Origin of the sequence: Catellatospora sp. NPDC049609, from assembly GCF_040675365.1 — a bacterium.
GTDB lineage: Bacteria > Actinomycetota > Actinomycetes > Mycobacteriales > Micromonosporaceae > Catellatospora.
The window spans coordinates 1-20,975 of sequence record NZ_JBFAOU010000020.1; the positions used below are offsets into that span (position 1 = coordinate 1).

Genomic DNA, 20,975 nt, shown 5'->3' on the forward strand with positions numbered 1-20,975 from the left:
CCCGGCGCGGCGTGGCCCGGCGCGGCGTGGCCCGGCGCGGCGTGGCCCGGCGCGGAAGGCGTGGGAGGTGGGTTGGGTCAGGCGGTGGCGGGGGTGTCCCAGTCGATGCGGTGGTCGAACTGCCAGGCCATCTTCTCCGGCTTGGCCAGCAGCTTCATCGCCGTCGGCAGCAGCAGGTCGCGTAGCACCCGCGCGATGGGCCCGGCGGCCTTGTCGCTGTTGGTACGCGCCGCTGCGGCGATGATCTTCTCCACCCGCTCCCGGCGCAGCCCTTCGTACACGGTGAACGCCTGCTCGGCGGGCAGGTCGCGCAGGCAGCGGGCGAGCTGCACCGCGCTTTCGGCGGCCAGCGACGCGCCCTGCCCGGACGACGGCGACGTGGCGTGCGCGGCGTCGCCGACCAGCACCATCCGCCCACGATGCCAGGTCGGCACGCGCGGGATGTCCTCCATGCCGCCGATGGCGACGAACTCCGACAGGTCGGCCTTGCGCAGGATGTCGAGCACGGGCATCCGGTCGTCGGCGAACGCGGCGGTGAGCACCCGCAGCCACTCGGCCGGGCTGGTCCGGTTGGCCTCCGACCAGGACATCGGTCTGGGGTGCGGGAGGTTGGCGAACCAGCCGCAGCGCCCGTCGTCGAAGACCTGGTAGCCGAAGAACGCCCGCTTGCCGAACATCATGTACATGGCGTCGCCCGTGGACGGCAGGCCGGTGTCGTCGGACCAGCAGCCGAAGCCGATCAGCCCGGTGTAACGCGGCTGCGGCGCGGCCGGGTCGATGATCGTACGCACCGTGGAGCGGATGCCGTCGGCACCGATGAGCACATCGGCCTCGGCGGAGGTGCCGTCGGCGAAGTGCGCCCGCACCCCGGTCGGGGAGCCCTGCGGGCCGAGGTGCTCGGCCGAGACCAGGCGCTTGCCGTGCGCGACGGCGATCCCGCGGCGCGCCGCCTCGGCGTAGAGCGCTCGGTAGAGGTCGGGCCGCATCACGAACCGCTGCGGCTCCATGCCACTCGGGCCGCCGAACGCGGCCAGCCGCTTGCCGGTCCAGCTGTGGATCACGATGGTGTCCATGGGTAGCCCGACGGCGCGCACCGCGTCGTCGGCGCCGATCACCGACAGGGCCCGCAGCCCGTTGGGCGCGATGCTCAGGCCGCCGCCGACGCCTTCGGCGGTGCTGTCGTACGCCTCGTACACCGTCGCCTCGATGCCCGCCTGCCGCAGGGCCATCGCGGCGACCGGGCCGGCGATGCCGCCGCCCACGACCAGGGCGGTCTTCACCTTCGTCATTGTGTTCTCCCAGGGGTCATTCCGCCGGTCACGGTTGACCGGCGCCGGTATGGACTCGTGCGCGTCCGAACCGCCCAGGGGGAACCCGGCTATCCTTGCGGTTGCCACCTCTCGTGGCCGGTCCCTGGTGGTTCGGTGCGAGGGTCGAGGTCTCCGGCGGGGTGTTGGCGCACCGCGCCGGAGACCGTCTCTGTTCGGGGCTACTGCGGGTGCAGCCCCCTCTCCATCAGCTCCGCCAGCTCGGGCGGCACCTTGCCGGTCTCGCTGAACGCCTGCCAGTCCGCCAGGCCGGGGAACTCGCCGCTGGTCAGCTCGCCGAGCAGCCCGCGCACGAAGGCCGTCTCGGCCCCGGCCACGGCCAGCTCGTACTCCTCCTCGACCAGGAACAGCCGGGGCACCTCGCGGGCGGCCTCGGTGAGCGCGGCGCGCTTGTCGGCCAGCTCCCGTTCGAGCACGGTCAGCCGCTGGGCCAGCAGCTCGGCGGCCTCGCCCGGCGACAGCACCGCCATCACCGACAGCCCGGCCGTGAACCGGGACTGCTCCGGCTCCGGGGTGGAGATCAGCTCGCGCACCCAGTCCACCAGCTCGGCCCGGCCCGCCTCGGTGATCGTGTAGACCGTGCGCTCCGGGCGGGCGCCCTGGCGGACGGTGTCGGTCGCCTCGACCAGGCCGTGCTTCTCCAGGTTCTGCACGACCGTGTAGAGCGAACCCCACTTGATCTTCATGTTGCGGTCCTTGCCGTGCTCTTTCAGGACCGAGGCCATCTGGTACGGGTGCATCGGCTGCTGGACGAGCGCGGACAGCACCGCCAGCGCCATCAGGTTGCCCACCGCGCGCCGCTTCGCCACTGCCCCCTCCTCTGCCGCTACTTAGTCAGACTTGACTACTCGCAAACGAGTATACGCATCCGAACGAGCCGTCCGCCAGCACGTCCGGAAAGCGCCCTGCCGGCGGCCGGACGCCGCATCGCCCGTCCGCTAGCCTCCGGGCATGCGGCTTCTGATCCTCGGCGGCACGCGGTTCCTGGGACGGGCCGTGGCCGCCGGCGCCGTGGCCCGCGGCTGGCGGGTGACCGCCCTGCACCGGGGCACGGCCGCCCCGCCCGCCCAGGTCGAGTCGCTGCTCGGCGACCGCACCGACGCGGCTGGTCCGGTCGTGGCCGAGGCTGCCCGGCGGCGGTGGGACCTCGTGCTGGACACCTGGGACGGCCCGCCGGAGGTCGTCGACCGTGCCGCGACCGCGCTCGCCGCGTCGGCCGGCCGTTACGTGTACGTCTCCAGCCGCTCGGTCTACCGCGACCTGTCGGCGCCCGGCCTCGTCGAGGAGTCCGCGCTGGTGGCCGCGCCGCCGGCCGGCACCGCACCGGAGCGGGCGACGTTCGGGCAGCTGAAGGCCGGCGCGGAGCGGCGGGTGCGGGCCGCGTTCGGCGAGCGCGCCCTGATCGTCCGGCCCGGCCTGGTGCTGGGCCCCCGTGAGCATCCCGAGCGCCTCGTCTGGTGGCTGCGGCGCCTCGCCCGCGGCGGCGACGTCCCCGTGCCCGGTCCGCCCGGCCTGCCTGTGCAGTACGTCGACGTGCGTGACCTGGCCCGCTGGCTGCTGGACGCCGCGGCCGCCGGGCGGGGCGGCACGTTCAACGCGGTGAGCCCGCCCGGCCACACCACGATGGGCGCGCTGCTGGCGTCCTGCCGGGACGCGACCGGCTCGGGCGCGCGGCTGCGCTGGGTGCCGCCCGGCGCGGTCCTGGCGGCCGGCGTGCTGCCCTGGTCGGAGCTGCCGATCTGGATACCGGAGGGGTCGCCGGTGCGCGGCCTGCACGAGACCGCCGCCGACCGGGCGTACGCGGCCGGCCTGCGCTGCCGCCCGATCGCCGAGACGGTCGCCGACACCTGGGCGTGGCTGCGCCCGAGCGCCCACGACGGCCCCGCGGGCCTCGGCCCCGACCGGGAAGCTGAGCTCCTCCGCCACGCTTGCTGACCCGCCCATCCTGTGCGCGGCATCTTCCAGGTGGAGCCGCGGTGGTCGAAGGCGGACACGACCTGATGGAGCGCGAACGGATACACCTGCGCGGGGAAGAGCCGACAGGACGCTGCGCGCAGTCGGCCGGGTCGTGGCAGGCGGGTCAGCGCAGCGCGCGCTCCCAGACGGCGCGGTGCTCGTCGAGGTAGGCGGCGGTGTCGCGCCAGTAGGGGCCGTCCTCGGTGAAGATCCGCGCCCAGGGCTGCCGGTTCTCCCGCGCGCCGGTCTCCAGCAGGTCGTACATGGCGCGGGCGCGGCGGCCGAGGGTGGCGGCCAGCGCCGGGCCGTCGGCGGGTTCGAGGCGGTAGCCGTCGGTGAACGCGCGCAGGCGGGCGGCCGCGCCGGCCGGGTCGCGCTCCGGCCGCAGCCCGGCCATGCTCTGCGCGGCGTACGCCAGATCCCACCGGCGGGAGGCGGGCGCGGCGGCGTCCCAGTCGATGAGCACCCAGCCCCGCTCGGCGCGGACCAGGTTCCACGGCGCGACGTCGTTGTGGCAGACCAGGTCGGCGCCCTCGGCAGGGATCGCGGTCTCCCAGCGGGCTCCCGGCGGCGGCGCGAACGAGGCCGCGGCGTCGTGCAGGTCGCGCAGCATCCGGCCGATCTCCCCCAGCTCCGCCGGGGTGAACGTGCCGGTGTGGTCGCACAGCTCGCCGCGCACGTACTCCAGCACCTGGCGGCCCTGCTCGTCGCGGCCCAGCGGGCGCGGCGCGCCGATGAACCCCGCCTCGTGCAGGTGGAGCAGGAACGCGTCCACGCCCTCGGTCCACGGACCGGACGGCCGCCGCACCGTGTCGCCCACCCGCACCACACCGGCGGTCACGTTGCCGGGCAGCGGCTCCTCGATCAGCATTCCCCGCAGGCTAGTGCAAGGGCGGGGACAGCGCGGTGCGGGACGTGATGCGCTAGCCCACCGGCCCGTCGCCGTACCAGGTCGCGGCGGTGTCGTGGCGGAGGGCGGCGCGCTCGGCGGCCGTGCAGCCGGCGAAGACCGCCTCGTACGCCTCGTACGCGTGGGCGAAGCCGCCGCGCAGGCGCTCGATGGGCAGGTCCGAGCCGAGCATGCAGCGCTGCGGCCCGAACGCGTCCAGTGCGGACAGCAGCCACGGCCGCACCCGGTCGGCCGTCCAGTCGCCGAAGACGGTGCCGAGCGCGTCGATGCGGGTGGCGGTGTTCGGCGCCGCCGCCACCTCCCGCAGCGCCGCGGCGTGGGTGCGCAGCCCGGCCTCGGTCAGGTCGCCGGGCCAGCCGAGGTGGTCGACCACGACGCGCACCCGCGGCAGCTCGCGGGCCAGCCGGGCCACCTCGCCGAGCTGGTCGCCGGAGCACTCGACGGTGAGCGTGAGGCCGTGCTCGGCCAGCCCCGCCAGGTGTGCCTTGACCTGGGCGTCGTCGGCTGGCGCCGTCCCGCCGGCGAGCGCCGCGACCAGGCGCACCCGCACCCCGGCGGCGCGGTCCAGCTCGGCGAAGCTGCGGACGAAGGCGGGCCAGCCGGCCGAGGCTGGGTCGGCGAGGGTGACCAGCCACAGCTCGACGTCGTGCCCCTCAGCCTGGTGCTGGGCCCAGGCGGCCGCGTGCAGCGGGTCGGCGGCGCCGGCGTCGGACCAGACCACGCCGCGCACCTGGTGCCCGGCGGTCTCGGCGAGGTAGTCGGCGAGCCGGTACACCTCCGGCAGGCCGTCGTAGTCGCCGAGCATGCCGCGCAGCATGGTGCGGTCGGCGAGCCAGAACACCGGGTCGTCGCGCTGGTCCCAGAGGTGGACGTTGCAGTCCATGATCGGCCCCACCGGACGACGGTACCGACCGGGTGGCCGCGACCGGGACGGACACGCGAATCGACTCCTGGATTTCGACATGGCACGTGCAATTTCTGCGTGATGCGTTGACAGCAATCGCTTCACAGGTGCAAATTTGTGACTGCTTCGAAACATCGGTGCTTTCCGAAGTCCCGTGCTCCGCCTCCCCTCCGGGGCCGCTCACCCGCGCCAGGGGTTTCCGCCGTCCGTCCCCGACGAGGAGACTCTCCATGCCCCTCGCGTCACCGTCCCTGCATCCACCCCTGGCCAGGCTGCTGCGCCTGCTCGTGATCGCCGTGCTGGTCGCGGCCGGGCTCGCCGCCACGCCGCAGCGCGCCGACGCGGCGCCGTACTCGGTGCTGGTCTTCTCCAAGACCGCAGGGTTCCGCCACGACTCGATCCCGGCCGGTGTCACGGCCATCCGCAACCTCGGCACGGCCAACGGGTTCACCGTCGACGCCACCGAGGACGCGACCGTGTTCACCGACACGAACCTGGCCAAGTACGCGACCGTGGTGTTCCTGTCCACCACCGGCGACGTGCTGGACGCCAACCAGCAGGCCGCGTTCGAGCGCTACATCCGGGCCGGCGGCGGCTACGCGGGCGTGCACGCCGCCGCGGACACCGAGTACGGCTGGGCCTGGTACGGCAGCCTGGTCGGCGCGTACTTCTCCAGCCACCCGGCCGAGCAGACCGCCACGGTCAAGGTCGAGGACCCGGCGCACCCGTCCACGGCGCACCTGAGCCCGACCTGGTCGCGCCTGGACGAGTGGTACTCGTTCCAGACGAATCCTCGGACGAATGCGCACGTGCTGGCGAGCCTGGACGAGCGCAGCTACGCCCCGGGCGGCTCGGCGATGGGCGCCGACCACCCGGTCGCCTGGTGCAAGCCGTACGACGGCGGCCGCTCCTGGTACACCGCGCTCGGGCACACCATCGCGTCCTACAGCGACACGGCCTTCCTCAACCACCTGCTCGGCGGCATCCGCACCGCCGCCGGGCAGGTCGCCGGCGACTGCACCGCCACGCGGCCGCAGAGCTTCCAGAAGGTCACGCTGGACAGCAACACCAACAACCCGATGGAGCTGGACGTGGCCCCCGACGGCCGCGTGTTCTACATCGAGCGCGACGGCCGCCTGCAGATCATCAAGCCGAGCACCGGCACCACGGTGACCGCGGCGACCCTGCCGGTGTTCACCGGCAACGAGGACGGCCTGCTCGGCATGCGCCTGGACCCGGCCTTCGCGAGCAACGGCTTCATCTACCTGTACTACTCCCCCACCAGCGGCTCGGCCCGCAACCAGCTCTCGCGGTTCACCGTCACCGGCGACACCGTCAACCTGGCCACCGAGAAGGTGCTGCTCCAGGTCGCGACGCAGCGCAACACCTGCTGCCACGCGGGCGGCTCGATGACGTTCGACGCGGCAGGCAACCTCTACCTGGCCACCGGCGACAACACCAACCCGTTCGAGTCCAACAGCTACTCGCCGCTGGACGAGCGGGCCGGCCGGTCCGACTTCGACGCGCAGAAGAGCTCGGCCAACACCAACGACCTGCGCGGCAAGGTGCTGCGGATCAAGCCGCAGGCCGACGGCACGTACACCGTGCCGGCGGGCAACCTGTTCGCGCCGGGCACGGCGCTGACCCGGCCCGAGATCTACGCGATGGGCTTTCGCAACCCGTTCCGCATCGGCACCGACCCGGCGACCAGCACGCTGTACGTCGCCGACTACGGCCCCGACGCGGGCGCAGCCGACCCCAACCGCGGCCCCGAGGGCACCGTGGAGTGGAACATCGTCGGGCAGGCGGGCAACTACGGCTGGCCGTACTGCGCCGGCGCGAACTACGCCTACAACGACTACACGTTCCCGTCCGGCCCGAGCGGGCCGAAGTTCAACTGCGCGGCGCCGGTGAACAACTCGCCGAACAACACCGGCCTGACCAACCTGCCCCTGGCGCTGCCCGCCACGGTGGACTACGACTACGGCGGCAACCCGCTGTTCCCGGAGATCGGCGGCGGCGGCGCCCCGATGGGCGGGCCGGTCTACCGCTACAGCGCCGCGTCGGCCTCGGACCGCAAGTGGCCCGCGTACTACGACGGCAAGGCGATCTTCGGCGAGTGGAACCAGAACAAGCTCTACACCATGCAGGTCACCCCGAACGGCAAGGCGCTGGTCGACATCAACCAGCTGTTCTCCTCCATGAGCTTCCTGCGCCCGATGGACATGGAGTTCGGCCCGGACGGCGCGCTCTACCTCATCGAGTGGGGCACCGGCTTCGGCGGCAACAACGCCGACTCCGGCGTCTACCGCATCGACTACACCGCGGGCGACCAGAACCCGATCGCGGTCGCGACCGGCACCCCGACCTCGGGCGGCGTGCCGCTGACCGTGCAGTTCTCCAGCGCCGGGTCGCGCGACCCGGCCGGGCAGCCCATCACGTACGCGTGGACGTTCGGCGACGGCGGCACCTCGACCGCGGCCAACCCGTCGCACACGTACACGGCCGCGGGCAGCTACACCGCCCAGCTCACGGTGCGCGACCCCGGCGGGCGCAGCGCCGTGGCCAACGTCCCGATCACCGTGGGCAACACGGCGCCGACGGTGACGCTGACCGCGCCCGCCGACGGCGGCTTCTTCGCCTGGGGCGACCCGATCCGGTACACCGTCAGCGTCACCGACCCGGAGGACGGGGCGATCAACTGCTCGCGGGTGACGTTGCAGTACTACCTGGGCCACGACGCCCACGCGCACCCGTTGCAGTCGTACAGCGGCTGCACGGGCGTCGTGCAGACGTCGATGGGCACCGGGCACGGTGACGACGCGGACATCTTCGGCGTCATCGAGGCCGTGTACACCGACCTCGGCGGGCCCGGCGGCGGCGGGGCGCAGACCGGGCGGGCCACCATCAAGCTGCAGCCCAAGCACAAGCAGGCCGAGTTCTTCAACACCACCGGCCGGGCGCCCGGCGCGATCGGCGGCGGCGACCCGGGCGTGCAGCGGGAGACCACCTCCGACCCGCTGGGCGGCTTCCAGAACATCGGCTTCATCGAGGACGGCGACTACTGGTCGTACACCCCGGCCAACCTGCGCAACATCACCGCGGCCCGGTTCCGGGTGGCCTCGCCCGGCGACGGCGGCCGGATCGAGGTCCGCACCGGCGCGCCGGACGGCCCGCTGGTCGGCACCGCGACGTTCGGCGGCACCGGCGGCTGGCAGACCTACGCCGACGCCACCGCCACCCTGTCCACCAGCACCGTGTCCGGCCCGCTCTACCTGGTCGCGAAGAACCCGGTCGGCAACAGCGGCCAGGGCTCGATCTTCAACGTGAACTGGGTGGACTTCCTCGGGCAGGGCGTCGCCGACGGCTCGCAGCTGCAGGTCACGCCGGGCAGCCTGGCGTTCGGCTCCGCCGCGGTCGGCTCCACCACGGCGGCGCAGACCGTCACGGTGAGCAACCCCGGCTCGACCGCCGCCGCGATCACCTCGATCAGCGTCAGCGGGCCGTACACGCAGACCAGCACCTGCACCAGCTCGCTGGCGGCGGGCGCGTCCTGCACGGTCAGCGTGCGCTTCGCGCCGACCGCGGCCGGGGCGCAGCACGGCGCCCTGTCGGTGGCGAACTCCACCACGCCGCAGCCGCTGGCGGTAACGCTGACCGGCACCGGCGTCGACGGCAGCACCAACCTCGCCATCGGCGCGTCGATGTCGGCCTCCACCAGCAACGGCGGCTTCCCCGCCTCGGCCGCCAACGACAACAACACGGGCAGCTACTGGGAGTCCAACAACAACGCGTTCCCGCAGTGGCTGCAGGCGGATCTGGGCAGCGCCAAGCAGGTCAGCTCGGTGACGCTCAAGCTGCCGCCGTCGTCGGCGTGGGGTGCGCGCACCCAGACGCTGAGCATCACCGGCAGCACCGACGGCAGCACCTTCAGCACGCTGAAGGCGTCGGCCGGCTACCTGTTCGACCCGGCCACCGGCAACACGGCCACCGCGACGTTCACCGCGGCGTCGGTGCGCTACCTGCGCGTCACCGTCACGGCGAACACCGGCTGGCCGGCCGCGCAGGTGTCCGAGCTGCAGATCTTCGGTGGCGGCAACCCGCCGGGGTCGGCGACGCTGACCCCGAACCCGACCTCGGTCGCGTTCGGCAACCAGAACGTGAACACGACCAGCGGCGGCCGGACCGTCACCGTGACCAACACCGGCACCGCGACGGCGAGCATCTCCGCGGTCGCCGCGTCGAGCCAGTTCGCGCAGACGAACAACTGCGGCGCGACGCTGGCGGCCGGGGCGAGCTGCACGGTCACGGTCACCTTCACGCCCACCTCGGCGGGCGCGAAGACCGGCACGCTCACGGTGAGCAGCAACGCCACCAACCCGTCCCTGACCGTCAACCTGACCGGCACCGGCACGACCGTGCAGCAGCCGGCCACGCTGGCGGCCAACCCGGCGAGCATCGCGTTCCCCAACACGGCCGTCGGGGGCTCGGTGACGCGGACGACGCAGCTCAGCAACACGGGCGGGACCACCGCCTCGATCTCGTCGGTCACCGTGTCCGGCACCGGGTTCAGCCTGTCGGCCAACGGCTGCGGGGCGTCCCTGGCCGCCGGGGCGAGCTGCACCGTCACCGTCGCCTTCAACCCCGCCTCGGCGGGTGCGAAGACCGGCACCCTGACGGTGTCCAGCAGCGCGTCCAACCCGACGCTGACCGTCGGGCTGACCGGCACCGGCACCACCGCGACCCCCGTCAACCTGGCGCTGAACAAGCCCGTCACCGCCGGTCACGTGCAGAACTACGTGCCCGGCAACGCTGTCGACGGTGACGCGAACTCGTACTGGGAGAGCCCCAACAACGCGTTCCCGCAGGCGATCACGGTCGACCTGGGCAGCACCTCGGCGCTGACCACGGTCGTGCTCAAACTGCCCGCGGCGTGGGGTGCCCGCACCCAGACGCTGTCCGTGCTGGGCAGCACGAACGGGTCCACCTACAGCACGGTCGTGGCGTCGGCGGCGTACCAGTTCAACCCGTCGGCCAACACCGTGACGATCAGCCTGCCCGCCGGCACGTCGGCGCGGTACGTCCGGCTGAACTTCACGGCCAACACCGGCTGGCCCGCCGGGCAGCTGTCGGACTTCCAGGTCATCGGGACGCCCGGCGCGTAACGGGCTGCGCCATCGGTCTTCTCGCCCTGCGCGAAGGGGTGAGGACCGCGTCGCGAGCGGACGGACAGGACCGAACGCGGCGTCATGAGGCCGGGCAGGTGTGCCGGGATTACCCGGACACCTGCCCGGTCGGCCTATGCCCCCGGACCTGGCGTGGCCATAGGAAGGAGGGCACCGACCCAGGGAGGCCTCCGCAGTGGAACCGTTCAGCTTCGTGCTCAGTGTGCTCGCCGGTCCCGCGATCCAGGCACTGTTCACCGGCGGCGCGCTCGACGCGAAGGACTGGTCCGGGGTGATCGGCTCGGTGCTGCAGGCGCTGACGGCGGAGCGGCCCACCACCGAGCAGACGCTGGCGCGGATCGAGCAGTCGATCGCGAACGACCGGGCCGCCGCCTCCGGCGACCTGCTGCGCGCGGGCCTGGACTTCCTCGAGGAGGCGCGGGCCGACTGGTGCCCGCCCGACCACCGCGACCGGCTGCTGCACGAGGCGCTCAACCGGTTCCGGGACGCCTCCACCAAGGCCGTCGACCCGCGCTCGGAGGTGCTCGCGCACTGGCACATCGCCCTGGTGTGGATGCTGAACCGGTCGGTGCCGGGCGCGCTGGCCAGCCTCGACCGCGCGCGGCGCGCGGCACTGCACGGCGCACTGGCGGCCCGCGACGACTGGACCCACCCGGGCGAGCAGAGGTTCGTCGACGCGCTGCAGCAGTCGCTCACCGGTGCCGAGCGGACCTGGCTCAGGCTGGTGGGGATGGGCATGGAGGACCGCCGCGAGGCCGCCGGCCGGCAGCTGCGCCGGCAGCTGGGCGCCGTGCTGGCCGAGGCGCTGGAGCTGGTCGCGATGGTGCAGGCCACCTACGCCGCCATCGGGCGTCCCGCCGCCGAGTGCGCGGCACCGGCCCTGCTGAAGGAGCTTCCGGCCAGCGGTGACTTCACGGACTTCCCGGAGATCGGAGTCTCGCTGGCCGCGGGTGGCGCCCCGCACCTGGTGTTCGGGTACCACCTGGCCGTCCACGAGGTGCGGGTCGCCGACCTCAGCGCGCTGCGCCCGAACGGCCGCTGGCGGGTCGACGTCGAGTGCACGGTCGGCGCGCCCGGCGGCGCCGAGCCCGTGCAGGTCGAGCTGATCCGGCTGGGGGCGGGCGGCCCGCCACAGCCCCCGGGCCCGCTCGCCTACCAGCGGGCGACCGTCGAGGAGCTGCGCCCGCTGCCCGAGCCGCGCCTGCTGCCCGGCGGCCAGGCCGCCGCCGGGCACAGCGTGGTGCGTCTGCCGGACGGCACACACCGGCGGGGCTGGCTGCGGCTGGAGAACGTGCAGCAGCCGGAGGCGATCGGCTTCCGGCTCCGGCCGTACGGCCGCCGCAACGAGCACGACCAGGGCCTGCTGGCGGTGTACGCCCTGCGCTGACGCCACGGCCGCCCGCATGTGGTGCGCGGGGCAGGCCGATCAGGCGGCCACGCCGGTCAGGACGTCTCGTCGGCCGCGCCCTGCCCGGACACCGCGTCCACCAGGTAGACCTGCTCACCGGCGCGGGGGTCGCGGGCGTGCAGGACGTGGCACAGCGGTGACGCGGGGCCGCCGAGGTCGACCACGGTCGCCGCGGCGCCGAGCACGGCCCGTTCCAGGCGCGGCGGCGTGCTCAGGTCGATCCTGGTCACCACGCCGGGCGTCACCCATACCGGCACGCCCGCCAGCAGCCCGGACAGTTGCAGGTGGAAGTGGCCACAGAGGATCGCGCGCACGTCGGAGCCGCGTACGGCCGCGGCGAGCGCGGCCCCGTCGCGCAGGTTCACCCGGTCCATGATCAGCGAGGTGGGCACGGCGAGCGGCGGGTGGTGCAGCACGACGACCGACCCGGCCGGGGCGGGCTCGGCCAGCACCTGCCGCAGCCAGGCGAGCTGCGCCGGGCCCAGCTCGCCGTGCACCTCGCCGGGCACCAGGCTGTCCAGGGTGATCACGCGCAGCCCGCCGACGTGGCTGACGGCGGCGCAGGTGCCGCCGGGCATGGCCTGCCCCCGGTCGGTGCCGTCGGCGGCGAGGTGCCCCGACCCGAAGACCTCGGTGAACGCCGCGCGGGTGTCGTGGTTGCCGGTGCAGTAGACGTGCGGGATGCCGCGCTCGGCGCAGAAGCGGCCGACCTGGTCGCGGACGCCCGCGCAGCCCTCGGCGGAGCCGTCGTCGGCGAGGTCGCCGCTCACCACGACCAGGTCCAGGGCGGGCACGTGGCGGGCGTCGTGCAGCAGGCCGGCCAGGGCGGCTTCGGCGTCGACGGCGGGGTGGCGCAGGTGGGTGTCGGACAGGTGCAGGATGCGGTGGCGGTCGGTCACGGGCGCGGCTCCTCGTCTCGGTGAGGAACGCCCAGGCGGTCGACGTCCCGACCGTCACTCCCCGGTGGTGCTCCACCCGCGCCAGTCGTGTGCGCTCAAGGTACGCCCGGCGCCGATCGCGGGCAACGCGGTTCCCTTCCGGCCGCCCATGGCTCAGGATGGTGCGGTGCGGATGACGTGGCGCACCGCCCTGGGCGGGCTGGCGGGACTGGTCGCGGCGGTGGCGTGGGCGCTCGCGTCCGCGCGGTACATGCCGATCATGCAGCCGACGGGCTTCTGGCTCACCGACGACGGCATGTCCTATCCCAACATCGCCTCCAACAACACGTACTGGCCCCGGGAGATCCGGCACCTGGCCATCCTGCTGGCCTTCGCCGCGGTGGTGCTGGTCGTCGGCTGGTCGGGCCGGGTGCTGGCCGTCGGCGCGCTCGCCTCGCTGGGGTGGCTCGCCGCGGACCTGGCGCTGGACCGGGCCGACGTGTCGGGCTGGTCCGCGGTGGCCGCGCTCGCCGCCGGTGCCGTGCTCCTCACCGCCGCGACGGCCGCCCTCGCCGGCCGGCTGGCCCGCGGCGAGCAGGGCTCCGCCGTGGTCCGGCACGTGGTCGCCGGGACCGCCGCGCTGCTGGCCGTGGCATGCCTGGTCGTGGTCACCCCGTGGGACTCGCCGGCCACGCCGGTCGAGATCCGGACCGAGGCGGAGCTGACCGCCGTCAAGTCGGTGCTGGCCGTGCTGTTCGCGGCGATCGCGGCGGTGGTGGTGGGACGGCCTGCCCGCAACACCGCGCTGGCGCTGGGCGCCGCGGGCGTGGCCACCGTCGCGGGTGCGATCGCCGTGGCCGACGACATGGGCCCGCTGTTCGGGCAGGTCGTGCCCCTCGCCGTCATCGCCTCGATGATCGCGGTGGCGGCGCCGCGGGTGCACGGCGCGTTCCCGCTGCTCGGGCTGACCGTGCTCGGGGTGTTCGCCGTGTTCGCCTCGGTCGCGGTGCTGTTCGTGTTCGGCATGCTGGTGGGCGGGACGATGACGGAGCTGGCGGGCAACCCGCCGGTCAACGGCGCCGACTCCGACATCGCGCTGGGGCCGGCGGCGCTGGGCATCGGCGTGGCGCTGTCGCTGTTCTCGTACCTGGTGACCATGCGGCCCGCGCCGCAGGACGCCCCGGTCGGCCCGGTCCCGGCCGGCCCGGCACCGGCGGATCCCGCCTCGGCCCGGTGACACCACCGCGACGGCGACGACACCGCGACGGTGACACGCCACGGTGACACCGTCACCGGCGGCATCGCTGCCGATACGCTCGGCGCACCGACACGGCGAGGAGAGCGAAGTGATCCGCTGGACGTACGCGTTCATCGACCGGCCCGCCGGCCTGTTCACCGAGGCCGCGTCGTTCTGGTCGAAGGCGACCGGCACCCATCTGACCGCCCGCCGCGGCGAGCGCGCCGAGTTCGCCACGCTGCTGCCGATCGGCGCCGACCCGTGCCTGAAGGTGCAGGCCGTCGGCGACGGCGGCGGTGCGCACCTCGACTTCGCCGTCGACGACGTCGCGGCCCTGGCCGGGCGGGCGCGGGAGCTCGGGGCCGCGGTCGTCGGCGAGCACGCGACGTTCACCGTGCTGCGCTCGCCCGGCGGCCTGCCGTTCTGCGCGGTGCCGTGGCAGGACGAGTTCCGCCGCCCCATGGCGCAGGCCGCGCCCGACGGCGCGCTCAGCCGCCTGGACCAGGTGTGCGTCGACGTCGGCCCGGACGCGTACGACGCCGAGGTGTCGTTCTGGGGCGAGCTGACCGGCTGGGGCGCGTACCCGGGCTCGCGGCCGGAGTTCCACGTCGTGGAGCAGCCCGCCGAGCTGCCGGTGCGCATCCTGCTGCAGCGGCTGCGCGAGCAGCGCCCCACCTCGGCGCACCTCGACCTGGCCTGCTCGGAGATCGAGGGCGTACGCGCCTGGCACGAGAAGCTCGGCGCGACCCACGTGGCCGACGGCGCGCGCTGGGTGGTGATGCGCGACCCGGCCGGCGGCGTCTACTGCCTGACCGCGCGCGACCCGAAGACCGGCGGCCTGCCCGGACGGTGATCGGCGGGGTGGCGCTGCGGGCCATGCGGTATCTTTGGCGGTTCGAGCACAAAAAAGAACGGCACGCTAAAGCGGCTGCCGTTCAGGGCTTCGATTATAGACACGAAGGAGCCGGGTTTGTCAAGCGCCGCCACTGACGACCACCACGACGAGATCGAACGCGAGCAGCAGTACGTCTCCGTCCTCTACGACCGGCTGGACGGCCTGCGCGAGCGTGCCTCGCAGCAGCTGTCGCAGGCGCTGCTGCAGACCGGCGGCACCCTGCAGGAGCGCTCGCAGCGGGACTCGACGATCGCCCTGTACACCGACCGGGTGGCCTCGCTGGGCGCGGTGGAGAGCGGCCTGTGCTTCGGCCGGCTCGACCTGACCGACGGCGTCGCCCGCTACATCGGGCGCATCGGCATCTTCTCCGAGGTCGAGGACGCCGAGCCGCTGCTGGTGGACTGGCGCGCCCCCGCATCCCGGCCGTTCTACCTGGCCACCGCCGCGTCGCCGCAGGACGTACGCCGCCGGCGGCACATCCGCAGCAGCGGGCGCACGGTGACCGCGCTCGACGACGAGGTGCTCGACCTCGCCGACGCGGCCGCCGCGCCGCCCCACCACGAGGGGCTGACCAGCGAGGCGGCGCTGTTCGCGGCGATGGACGCCGGGCGCACCGGCCGGATGCGCGACATCGTCGAGACCATCCAGGCCGAGCAGGACCGGATCATCCGCGCGGACCTGGGCGGCGTGCTGGTGGTGCAGGGCGGCCCCGGCACCGGCAAGACGGCCGTCGCGCTGCACCGGGCGGCGTACCTGCTCTACACGTACCGCCAGGAGCTGTCGACCCGCGCGGTGCTGGTGGTCGGCCCCAACGCCACGTTCCTGAAGTACATCTCCCAGGTGCTGCCGTCGCTGGCCGAGACCGGCGTGGTGCTGCGCACCGTCGGCGGCCTGTTTCCCGGCGTCACCGCGACCGGCGTCGAGCCGGACGCGGCCGCCGAGGTCAAGGGCCGTGCCGCGATGGTCGACGTGCTGGCCGCCGCGGTGCGCGAACGGCAGCGGGTGCCCGACGTCGCGCTGGAGGTCGTCTTCGACTCCGAGCCGCTGCTGCTGGACCGGGCCGTCTGCGAGGACGCCCGCGCCGAGGCCCGGCGCAGCGGCAAGCCGCACAACCTGGCCCGCGAGCTGTTCGACATCGAGATCATCCACGCGCTGTCGCGGCAGGTGGCCGAGCGCATCGGCACCGACCCGTACGCCGACGACCCGCTGGGCGGCGACGACGCGCCGGGCGACCCGCAGCTGCTCGACGAGGCCGACCTGGCCGAGGTGCGCCGGGAGCTGTCCACCGACCCGAACGTGCAGACCGCGCTGGACTGGCTGTGGCCGATCCTGACGCCGCAGCGGCTGCTGGCCGATCTCTACGCCAGTGACGAGCGCCTGGCCAAGGCCGCACCCGAGCTGACCGAGGCCGAGCGCGCCCTGCTGCGCCGCGAGCGCGGTGCCGCCTGGACGCCGGCCGACGCGCCGCTGCTCGACGAGGCCGCCGAGCTGCTGGGCGAGGACGACCGCGACGCCGAGCTGATGGCCGAACGCCGCCGCCGGCAGCGGCTGGCGTACGCCGAGGGCGCGCTGGAGATCCTGCACGGCTCCCGCTCCATCGACCTCGAGGACGAGATCGACCCCGAGATCCTGTCCGCGTTCGACGTGCTCGGCGCGCTGGAGCTGGGCGAGCGGCACGAGGAGACGGCGCGGCTGACCGCCGCCGAGCGGGCCGCCGCCGACCGGCGCTGGGCGTTCGGGCACGTGATCGTCGACGAGGCGCAGGAGCTGTCGCCGATGGCGTGGCGGCTGCTGATGCGCCGCTGCCCGAGCCGGTCGATGACGGTCGTCGGCGACGTCGCGCAGACCGGCGACCCGGCCGGGACCACCTCCTGGGAGCAGGTGCTCGACCCGTACGTGCCGCGCCGCTGGCGGCTGACCGAGCTGACGGTCAACTACCGCACCCCGGCGGAGATCATGGACCTGGCCGGGCAGGTGCTCAAGAGCATCGACCCGGAGCTGCAGCCGCCGCGCTCGGTGCGCCACAGCGGCCACGCCCCGCAGCTGTCCGAGGTGGACGCCGCCGCGCTCACCGAGCGGCTGGCCGAGGTGGTGCGCGCGGAGGCGGCGCTGCTGGGCGACGGCACGCTGGGCGTGCTGGTGCCCGCCGGGCGGGTCGAGGAGCTCGGCGCGGTGGTCGCGGGGGCGGTGCCGCAGACCCGGATCGGGCAGGCCGAGCTGACCGAGGCGGTGACGGTGCTGTCGGTACGCCAGGCCAAGGGCCTGGAGTTCGACTCGGTGGTCATCGTGGACCCGGGCGGCATCGTCGCCGAGTCCCCGCGCGGGCACAGCGACCTGTACGTGGCCCTGACCCGCCCCACCCAGCGGCTCACCGTCCTGCACCACGGCGACCTGTCCCACTGGTGACGTCCGCCATCCGGCGGGGGCGCGGCCCGGCACGCGCTCCCGCCGGCCGGCGGATGTACACCGGCGACGCCCTCTGCCACGCTGCCCTCAACCGATCCGGGAGGTCATCGTGGCGGAGTCGCCGTCCCTCGCAGCCAAGGTCGTGCGCGTGCTCGGCATCGTGGCGCACCTCGTGCTGCTGCCGTACTACCTGGCCAGCGGCCTGGTCGCGCCGCTGTGGGCGGTGATCCTGCTGTTGGCGGTGTGGGCGGCGCTGCTGTTCACCGCGATCCACCTGTGGTCCGCCCGGCCGTTCCTGGTGCCGCTGGTCCCGATCGCGGCCGTGGCCATCTGGTTCGCCGCGATCAGCGCGGGCGAGACCTGGCTCGGCTGGACCGCCTGACGCCGCTGCGCGGCCACCGCCTCGGCGCGCGACGCTGTCGCGTTAGGAAGGGCACCTTCTTATACACATAGCGTTAAGAAGGTGCCCTTCCTTTCGCTTTCGACGGCATCGCGACAGAGGGGAGCCGAACGGGCGGGGGCTTTGCCAACCTGAGGGCGACGTGATGCCGCGGCCTTGCCCGGGGCGGCGGCGGGCGTCGGGAAGGGAGTCGGCGATGAGCCCCACCAGCGCCCGTCCGGCCACCGCCCGGCAGCCGGGGGTACGCATCCTCGGGCCGATCGAGGTGGCCGGGGCCGACGGACCGGCGGCGCTGTCCGGCGCGCGCCAGCGGGCGCTGCTCGCGGTGCTGGCGATGAACGCGGGCACGGTCGTGCACCAGCCGCGGCTCATCGACGCGCTGTGGGGCTGGGATCCGCCGCGCACCGCCGTGAAGACCCTGCACAGCCACATCGCGCGAGTGCGGCAGGCCTTGGAGGCGTGCGGGCTGCCGGACACCCTGCACACCCGGCACGCCGGGTACGTGCTGGACATCCCGGTGCAGTCGGTCGACGCGCACCTGTTCGAGTCCATCGTGGCCTCGGCGCGGCGCCACCTCGGCGACAGCGCACCCGAGCAGGCCGCCCGGGAGCTGCGCGAGGGCCTGGCGCTGTGGCGCGGGGACGCGCTGGTCGACGGCGAGCCCACCGGCTGGGCCGCCGCCGAGGCCGCCCGGCTCAACGAGGTGCGCCTGTGCGCGGTCGAGGAGCTGTGGGACGCCGAACTGCGGCTGGGCCGCCACCACGCCGCGGTCGGCGAGCTGGAGCGGCTGCTGGTGACGCACCCGCACCGGGAGCGCCTGGTCGGGCTGTCCATGCTGGCCCTCTACCGGTGCGGCCGGGCCGCCGACGCGCTGGAGGCGTACCGGCGGCTGCGCGCGCACCTGGCCGACGAGCTGGGCACCGACCCCGGCCAGGAGCTGCAGCGCCTGCACACCGCGATCCTGCGCGAGGACCCGTCCCTGGCGCCCGCCGGACCCGCCCACGGCCCTGGTTCCGGCTCCGGTTCTGGCTCCGGCTCCGCGAGCGGGGTCGGGTCGGCCGGTGCCGGGCACCGCGGGCCCACCGTGACATCGCGAGGGCGGCGCCCGGCGGCAGGATCGGGCGCGGCCACGTCCGCTGCGGGCACGGCGGGCGGGTACGCCGAGCCGGTGCCCGCGGAGCTGCCCAGCCCTGCCGGGCACTTCACCGGGCGCGAAGGAGCCCTGTCCACCCTGGACGAGCTGCTGTCCCAGCTGGGGCCGCAGCCGCGCATCGCGTTCGTGGCGGGGCCGGCCGGCATGGGCAAGTCGGCGCTGGCCGTGCAGTGGGCGCATACCGCCGCCGGGCACTTCCCCGACGGGCAGCTGTTCGTGGACCTGGCCGGGCACGACCCGGCGCACGCGCTCACCCCCGCCGACGCGCTGGCCCGCGTGCTGACCAGCCTCGGCGTGCCGGCCGGGCGCATCCCGGCCGAGACCTCGGCCCGGTCGGCGCTCTACCGCACCCTGCTGCGCGAGCGCCGGGTGCTGGTGGTGCTCGACGACGCGGGCGGGGCCGAGCAGGTGCTGCCGCTGGTGCCGCCGACCCCGTCGAGCCTGCTGCTGGTGACCAGCCGCAGCCAGCCCACCGCGCTGAGCACCCACCACGCGGTGCACGCGGTCGGCCTGGACGCGCTCGACCGGCACGAGGCCGTCGCGCTGCTCGCCGAGGTGATCGGCCGCGCCCGGGTCGAGCGTGAACCCGCCGACGCCGCCCGCCTGGCCGAGCTGTGCGGCGGGATGCCGCTGGCGCTGCGCATCGCCGCGGCCAAGCTCACCGCGCGCCCCGGCCGCACCCTCGCCGAGCTGACCGCCGAGCTGGCGTGCGAGGACCGGCTGGACGGGCTGTCGGTGGCCGGGGACAACCGCAGCGTGCGTACGGTGTTCGCCTCGGCGTACCGGGCGCTGCCTGCCCCGGCGGCGCGGCTGTTCCGGCTGCTCGGGCTGCATCCCGGCCCGTCGTTCACGGCGCACCTGGCGGCGGCCGCGGGCGGGGTCACGCCCGCCGCCGCCCGGCGCGTGCTGGACGAGCTGGTCGCCGCGCACCTGGTGGGCGAGGTCGGGCCGGACCGGTTCCGCTGCCACGACCTGCTGCGCCTCTACGCCCGCGAGTGCGCGCTGGCCGAGGAGCCGCCCGCGGCCCGCGACGAGGCCCTGGCCCGCATCGTCGACTGGTACACCGCCGTCGCCGACGCCGCCAACCGCCTGGTCGACCCCGGCCGCGACCGGGTCACCCCGGTGCTGGCCCACCCGCCCGCGGTGCTGCCGTTCCCCGCCGACCACCACGCCGCGCTGGACTTCCTCGACCGCGAGCGCGCGGGACTGCTGGCGGTGGTCCGCCACGCCGCCGAGCAGGGCCGCGACACGGCCGCGTGGCAGCTGACGTACCTGCTGACCGGGTTCTTCGACTCGCGCGGGCACTGGGAGGAGCGGGTCGAGCTGTGCCGGTGGGGTGTCGCCGCGGCGGCCCGCACCGGCGACCCCGCCGCCGAGGGCCTGATGCGCAGCGGCCTCGGCGTCGCCCTGATCATGACGCGCCGCTTCGACGAGGCGCTGGACGTGCTGCACTCGTCGCTGACGCTGATGCGCCGCTGCGGCGACGTGCGCGGCGAGGGCCACGTGCACAACAACATCGCGGTGGCCGGCGCCGGGCTGCGCCGCTACGACGACGCGGTGCAGGCGTACCAGCAGGCCCTGGTCCTGCACACGTCGATCGGCAACGCGCTCGGGATCGCGCTGGCGCTCAACAACATCGGCGACGCGTACGTCCGGATGGGACGCGCCGAGCTCGGCGCCGAGTACCTGTCCCGCGCCCTGGCGGCGGGCCGCGAGCTGCCCAACGCCCGCCTGGAGGCGGCCGCGCTGAGCGGCCTCGGCCAGGCCCACCTGGCCCTGGCCGACTACGACGCGGCGCTGTCGCACCTGGGCGCGGCGCTGGCCGTACGCCGGCACAGCGGCGACCGCCGCCACGAGGCCGCCACCCGCAACTGGATCGGCGTGGCGCACCTGCGCCGCGGCGACCGCGCGGCCGCGCTCGACCAGTTCGGGCAGGCGCTGGCGCTGAGCCAGGAGATCGCCGACCGGCACCTGGAGGCGACCGCGCTGGCCAACATCGGCCGCACGCACCTGCGCCATGACGACACCGTCGCGGCGGGCGGCTACCTGCGGCTGGCGCAGGCGGTGCGCACCCGCGCGCCGGACACCTACGAGGCCGCCGAACTGGCCCGCGACCTGGGCGACCTGGCCCACCGCACCGGCGACCCGGCGACCGCGCAGGAGCAGTGGCAGCTGGCCGTGGACCTGTTCCGCAAGGCCGACGCCCTCGACGAGGCCGACCGCCTCGCCGCGACGTTCACCTCCGCCACGCGCCACCTGCGCGGTGCAGGCCCCGCCCGAGCGGCCGGCAAGGGCGGGACCTGCACTCCCTGAG

Annotated in this window: 13 protein-coding genes and 1 riboswitch; of the genes, 8 read left to right on the top strand and 5 right to left on the bottom strand. The window is 74.6% G+C overall.

Annotation, left to right across the window (positions count from 1 at the left end):
- Positions 1-77: 77 nt before the first annotated feature.
- The gene (locus AB0J67_RS08605) at positions 78-1,289 is read right to left on the bottom strand and encodes an FAD-dependent monooxygenase (protein WP_363478156.1); all 1,212 of its coding nucleotides are present in this window, start codon (positions 1,287-1,289) and stop codon (positions 78-80) included.
- A gap of 200 nt (positions 1,290-1,489) precedes the next feature.
- Positions 1,490-2,137 carry a PadR family transcriptional regulator gene (locus tag AB0J67_RS08610; RefSeq protein WP_363478159.1) on the bottom strand — a complete coding sequence of 216 codons (648 nt, stop codon included), beginning with the start codon at positions 2,135-2,137 and terminating at the stop codon, positions 1,490-1,492.
- A gap of 142 nt (positions 2,138-2,279) precedes the next feature.
- On the opposite strand from AB0J67_RS08610, the gene AB0J67_RS08615 reads away from it, so the two are divergent.
- Entirely contained in the window at positions 2,280-3,263 is a 984-nt protein-coding gene (locus AB0J67_RS08615; protein WP_363478162.1) for an NAD-dependent epimerase/dehydratase family protein, read from the top strand.
- Positions 3,264-3,408: 145 nt separating this feature from the next.
- Here the strand turns inward: AB0J67_RS08615 and AB0J67_RS08620 are convergent, their stop codons facing one another.
- Both AB0J67_RS08620 and AB0J67_RS08625 read right to left on the bottom strand, forming a co-directional pair.
- Positions 3,409-4,155 (bottom strand): phosphotransferase, encoded by a 747-nt coding sequence (locus AB0J67_RS08620; protein WP_363478165.1) that lies wholly within the window; start codon positions 4,153-4,155, stop codon positions 3,409-3,411.
- 52 nt (positions 4,156-4,207) lie between these two features.
- Positions 4,208-5,089, bottom strand: a complete 882-nt coding sequence (locus AB0J67_RS08625) for an amidohydrolase family protein (RefSeq protein WP_363478168.1) — start codon at positions 5,087-5,089, stop codon at positions 4,208-4,210.
- A 239-nt stretch (positions 5,090-5,328) separates the two neighbouring features.
- On the opposite strand from AB0J67_RS08625, the gene AB0J67_RS08630 reads away from it, so the two are divergent.
- Positions 5,329-10,263, top strand: coding sequence for a ThuA domain-containing protein (locus AB0J67_RS08630; protein ID WP_363478171.1), 4,935 nt, complete (start codon positions 5,329-5,331; stop codon positions 10,261-10,263).
- Positions 10,264-10,459: 196 nt separating this feature from the next.
- Positions 10,460-11,671: a hypothetical protein gene (locus AB0J67_RS08635; RefSeq protein ID WP_363478174.1), complete on the top strand. Its 1,212-nt coding sequence runs from the start codon at positions 10,460-10,462 to the stop codon at positions 11,669-11,671.
- Between the two features lie 56 nt (positions 11,672-11,727).
- Here AB0J67_RS08635 and AB0J67_RS08640 read toward each other — a convergent pair whose 3' ends face one another.
- The gene (locus AB0J67_RS08640) at positions 11,728-12,591 is read right to left on the bottom strand and encodes a metallophosphoesterase (RefSeq protein WP_363478177.1); all 864 of its coding nucleotides are present in this window, start codon (positions 12,589-12,591) and stop codon (positions 11,728-11,730) included.
- Between the two features lie 22 nt (positions 12,592-12,613).
- Positions 12,614-12,690: riboswitch (ZMP/ZTP riboswitch) on the bottom strand.
- Between the two features lie 73 nt (positions 12,691-12,763).
- Here AB0J67_RS08640 and AB0J67_RS08645 point away from each other — a divergent pair.
- From AB0J67_RS08645 to AB0J67_RS08665, 5 genes are all read left to right on the top strand, one after another.
- Positions 12,764-13,807 (top strand): hypothetical protein, encoded by a 1,044-nt coding sequence (locus tag AB0J67_RS08645; RefSeq protein ID WP_363478179.1) that lies wholly within the window; start codon positions 12,764-12,766, stop codon positions 13,805-13,807.
- Between the two features lie 109 nt (positions 13,808-13,916).
- Positions 13,917-14,660, top strand: a complete 744-nt coding sequence (locus AB0J67_RS08650) for a VOC family protein (protein WP_363478182.1) — start codon at positions 13,917-13,919, stop codon at positions 14,658-14,660.
- A 117-nt stretch (positions 14,661-14,777) separates the two neighbouring features.
- Complete coding sequence (locus AB0J67_RS08655; RefSeq protein WP_363478185.1) at positions 14,778-17,108, top strand: AAA family ATPase; 2,331 nt, start codon at positions 14,778-14,780, stop codon at positions 17,106-17,108.
- A gap of 109 nt (positions 17,109-17,217) precedes the next feature.
- Complete coding sequence (locus AB0J67_RS08660; RefSeq protein ID WP_363478188.1) at positions 17,218-17,490, top strand: hypothetical protein; 273 nt, start codon at positions 17,218-17,220, stop codon at positions 17,488-17,490.
- 214 nt (positions 17,491-17,704) lie between these two features.
- Complete coding sequence (locus tag AB0J67_RS08665) at positions 17,705-20,974, top strand: BTAD domain-containing putative transcriptional regulator (RefSeq protein ID WP_363478191.1); 3,270 nt, start codon at positions 17,705-17,707, stop codon at positions 20,972-20,974.
- Position 20,975 lies beyond the last annotated feature (1 nt).

What these genes read in the sequence shown, in the direction of transcription:
- AB0J67_RS08605 (WP_363478156.1), bottom strand. Translation starts at nt 1,289, where the DNA reads ATGACGAAGGTGAAGACCGCCCTGGTCGTGGGCGGCGGCATCGCCGGC.
- AB0J67_RS08615 (WP_363478162.1), top strand. Translation starts at nt 2,280, where the DNA reads ATGCGGCTTCTGATCCTCGGCGGCACGCGGTTCCTGGGACGGGCCGTG.
- AB0J67_RS08620 (WP_363478165.1), bottom strand. Translation starts at nt 4,155, where the DNA reads ATGCTGATCGAGGAGCCGCTGCCCGGCAACGTGACCGCCGGTGTGGTG.
- AB0J67_RS08630 (WP_363478171.1), top strand. Translation starts at nt 5,329, where the DNA reads ATGCCCCTCGCGTCACCGTCCCTGCATCCACCCCTGGCCAGGCTGCTG.
- AB0J67_RS08645 (WP_363478179.1), top strand. Translation starts at nt 12,764, where the DNA reads ATGACGTGGCGCACCGCCCTGGGCGGGCTGGCGGGACTGGTCGCGGCG.
- AB0J67_RS08665 (WP_363478191.1), top strand. Translation starts at nt 17,705, where the DNA reads ATGAGCCCCACCAGCGCCCGTCCGGCCACCGCCCGGCAGCCGGGGGTA.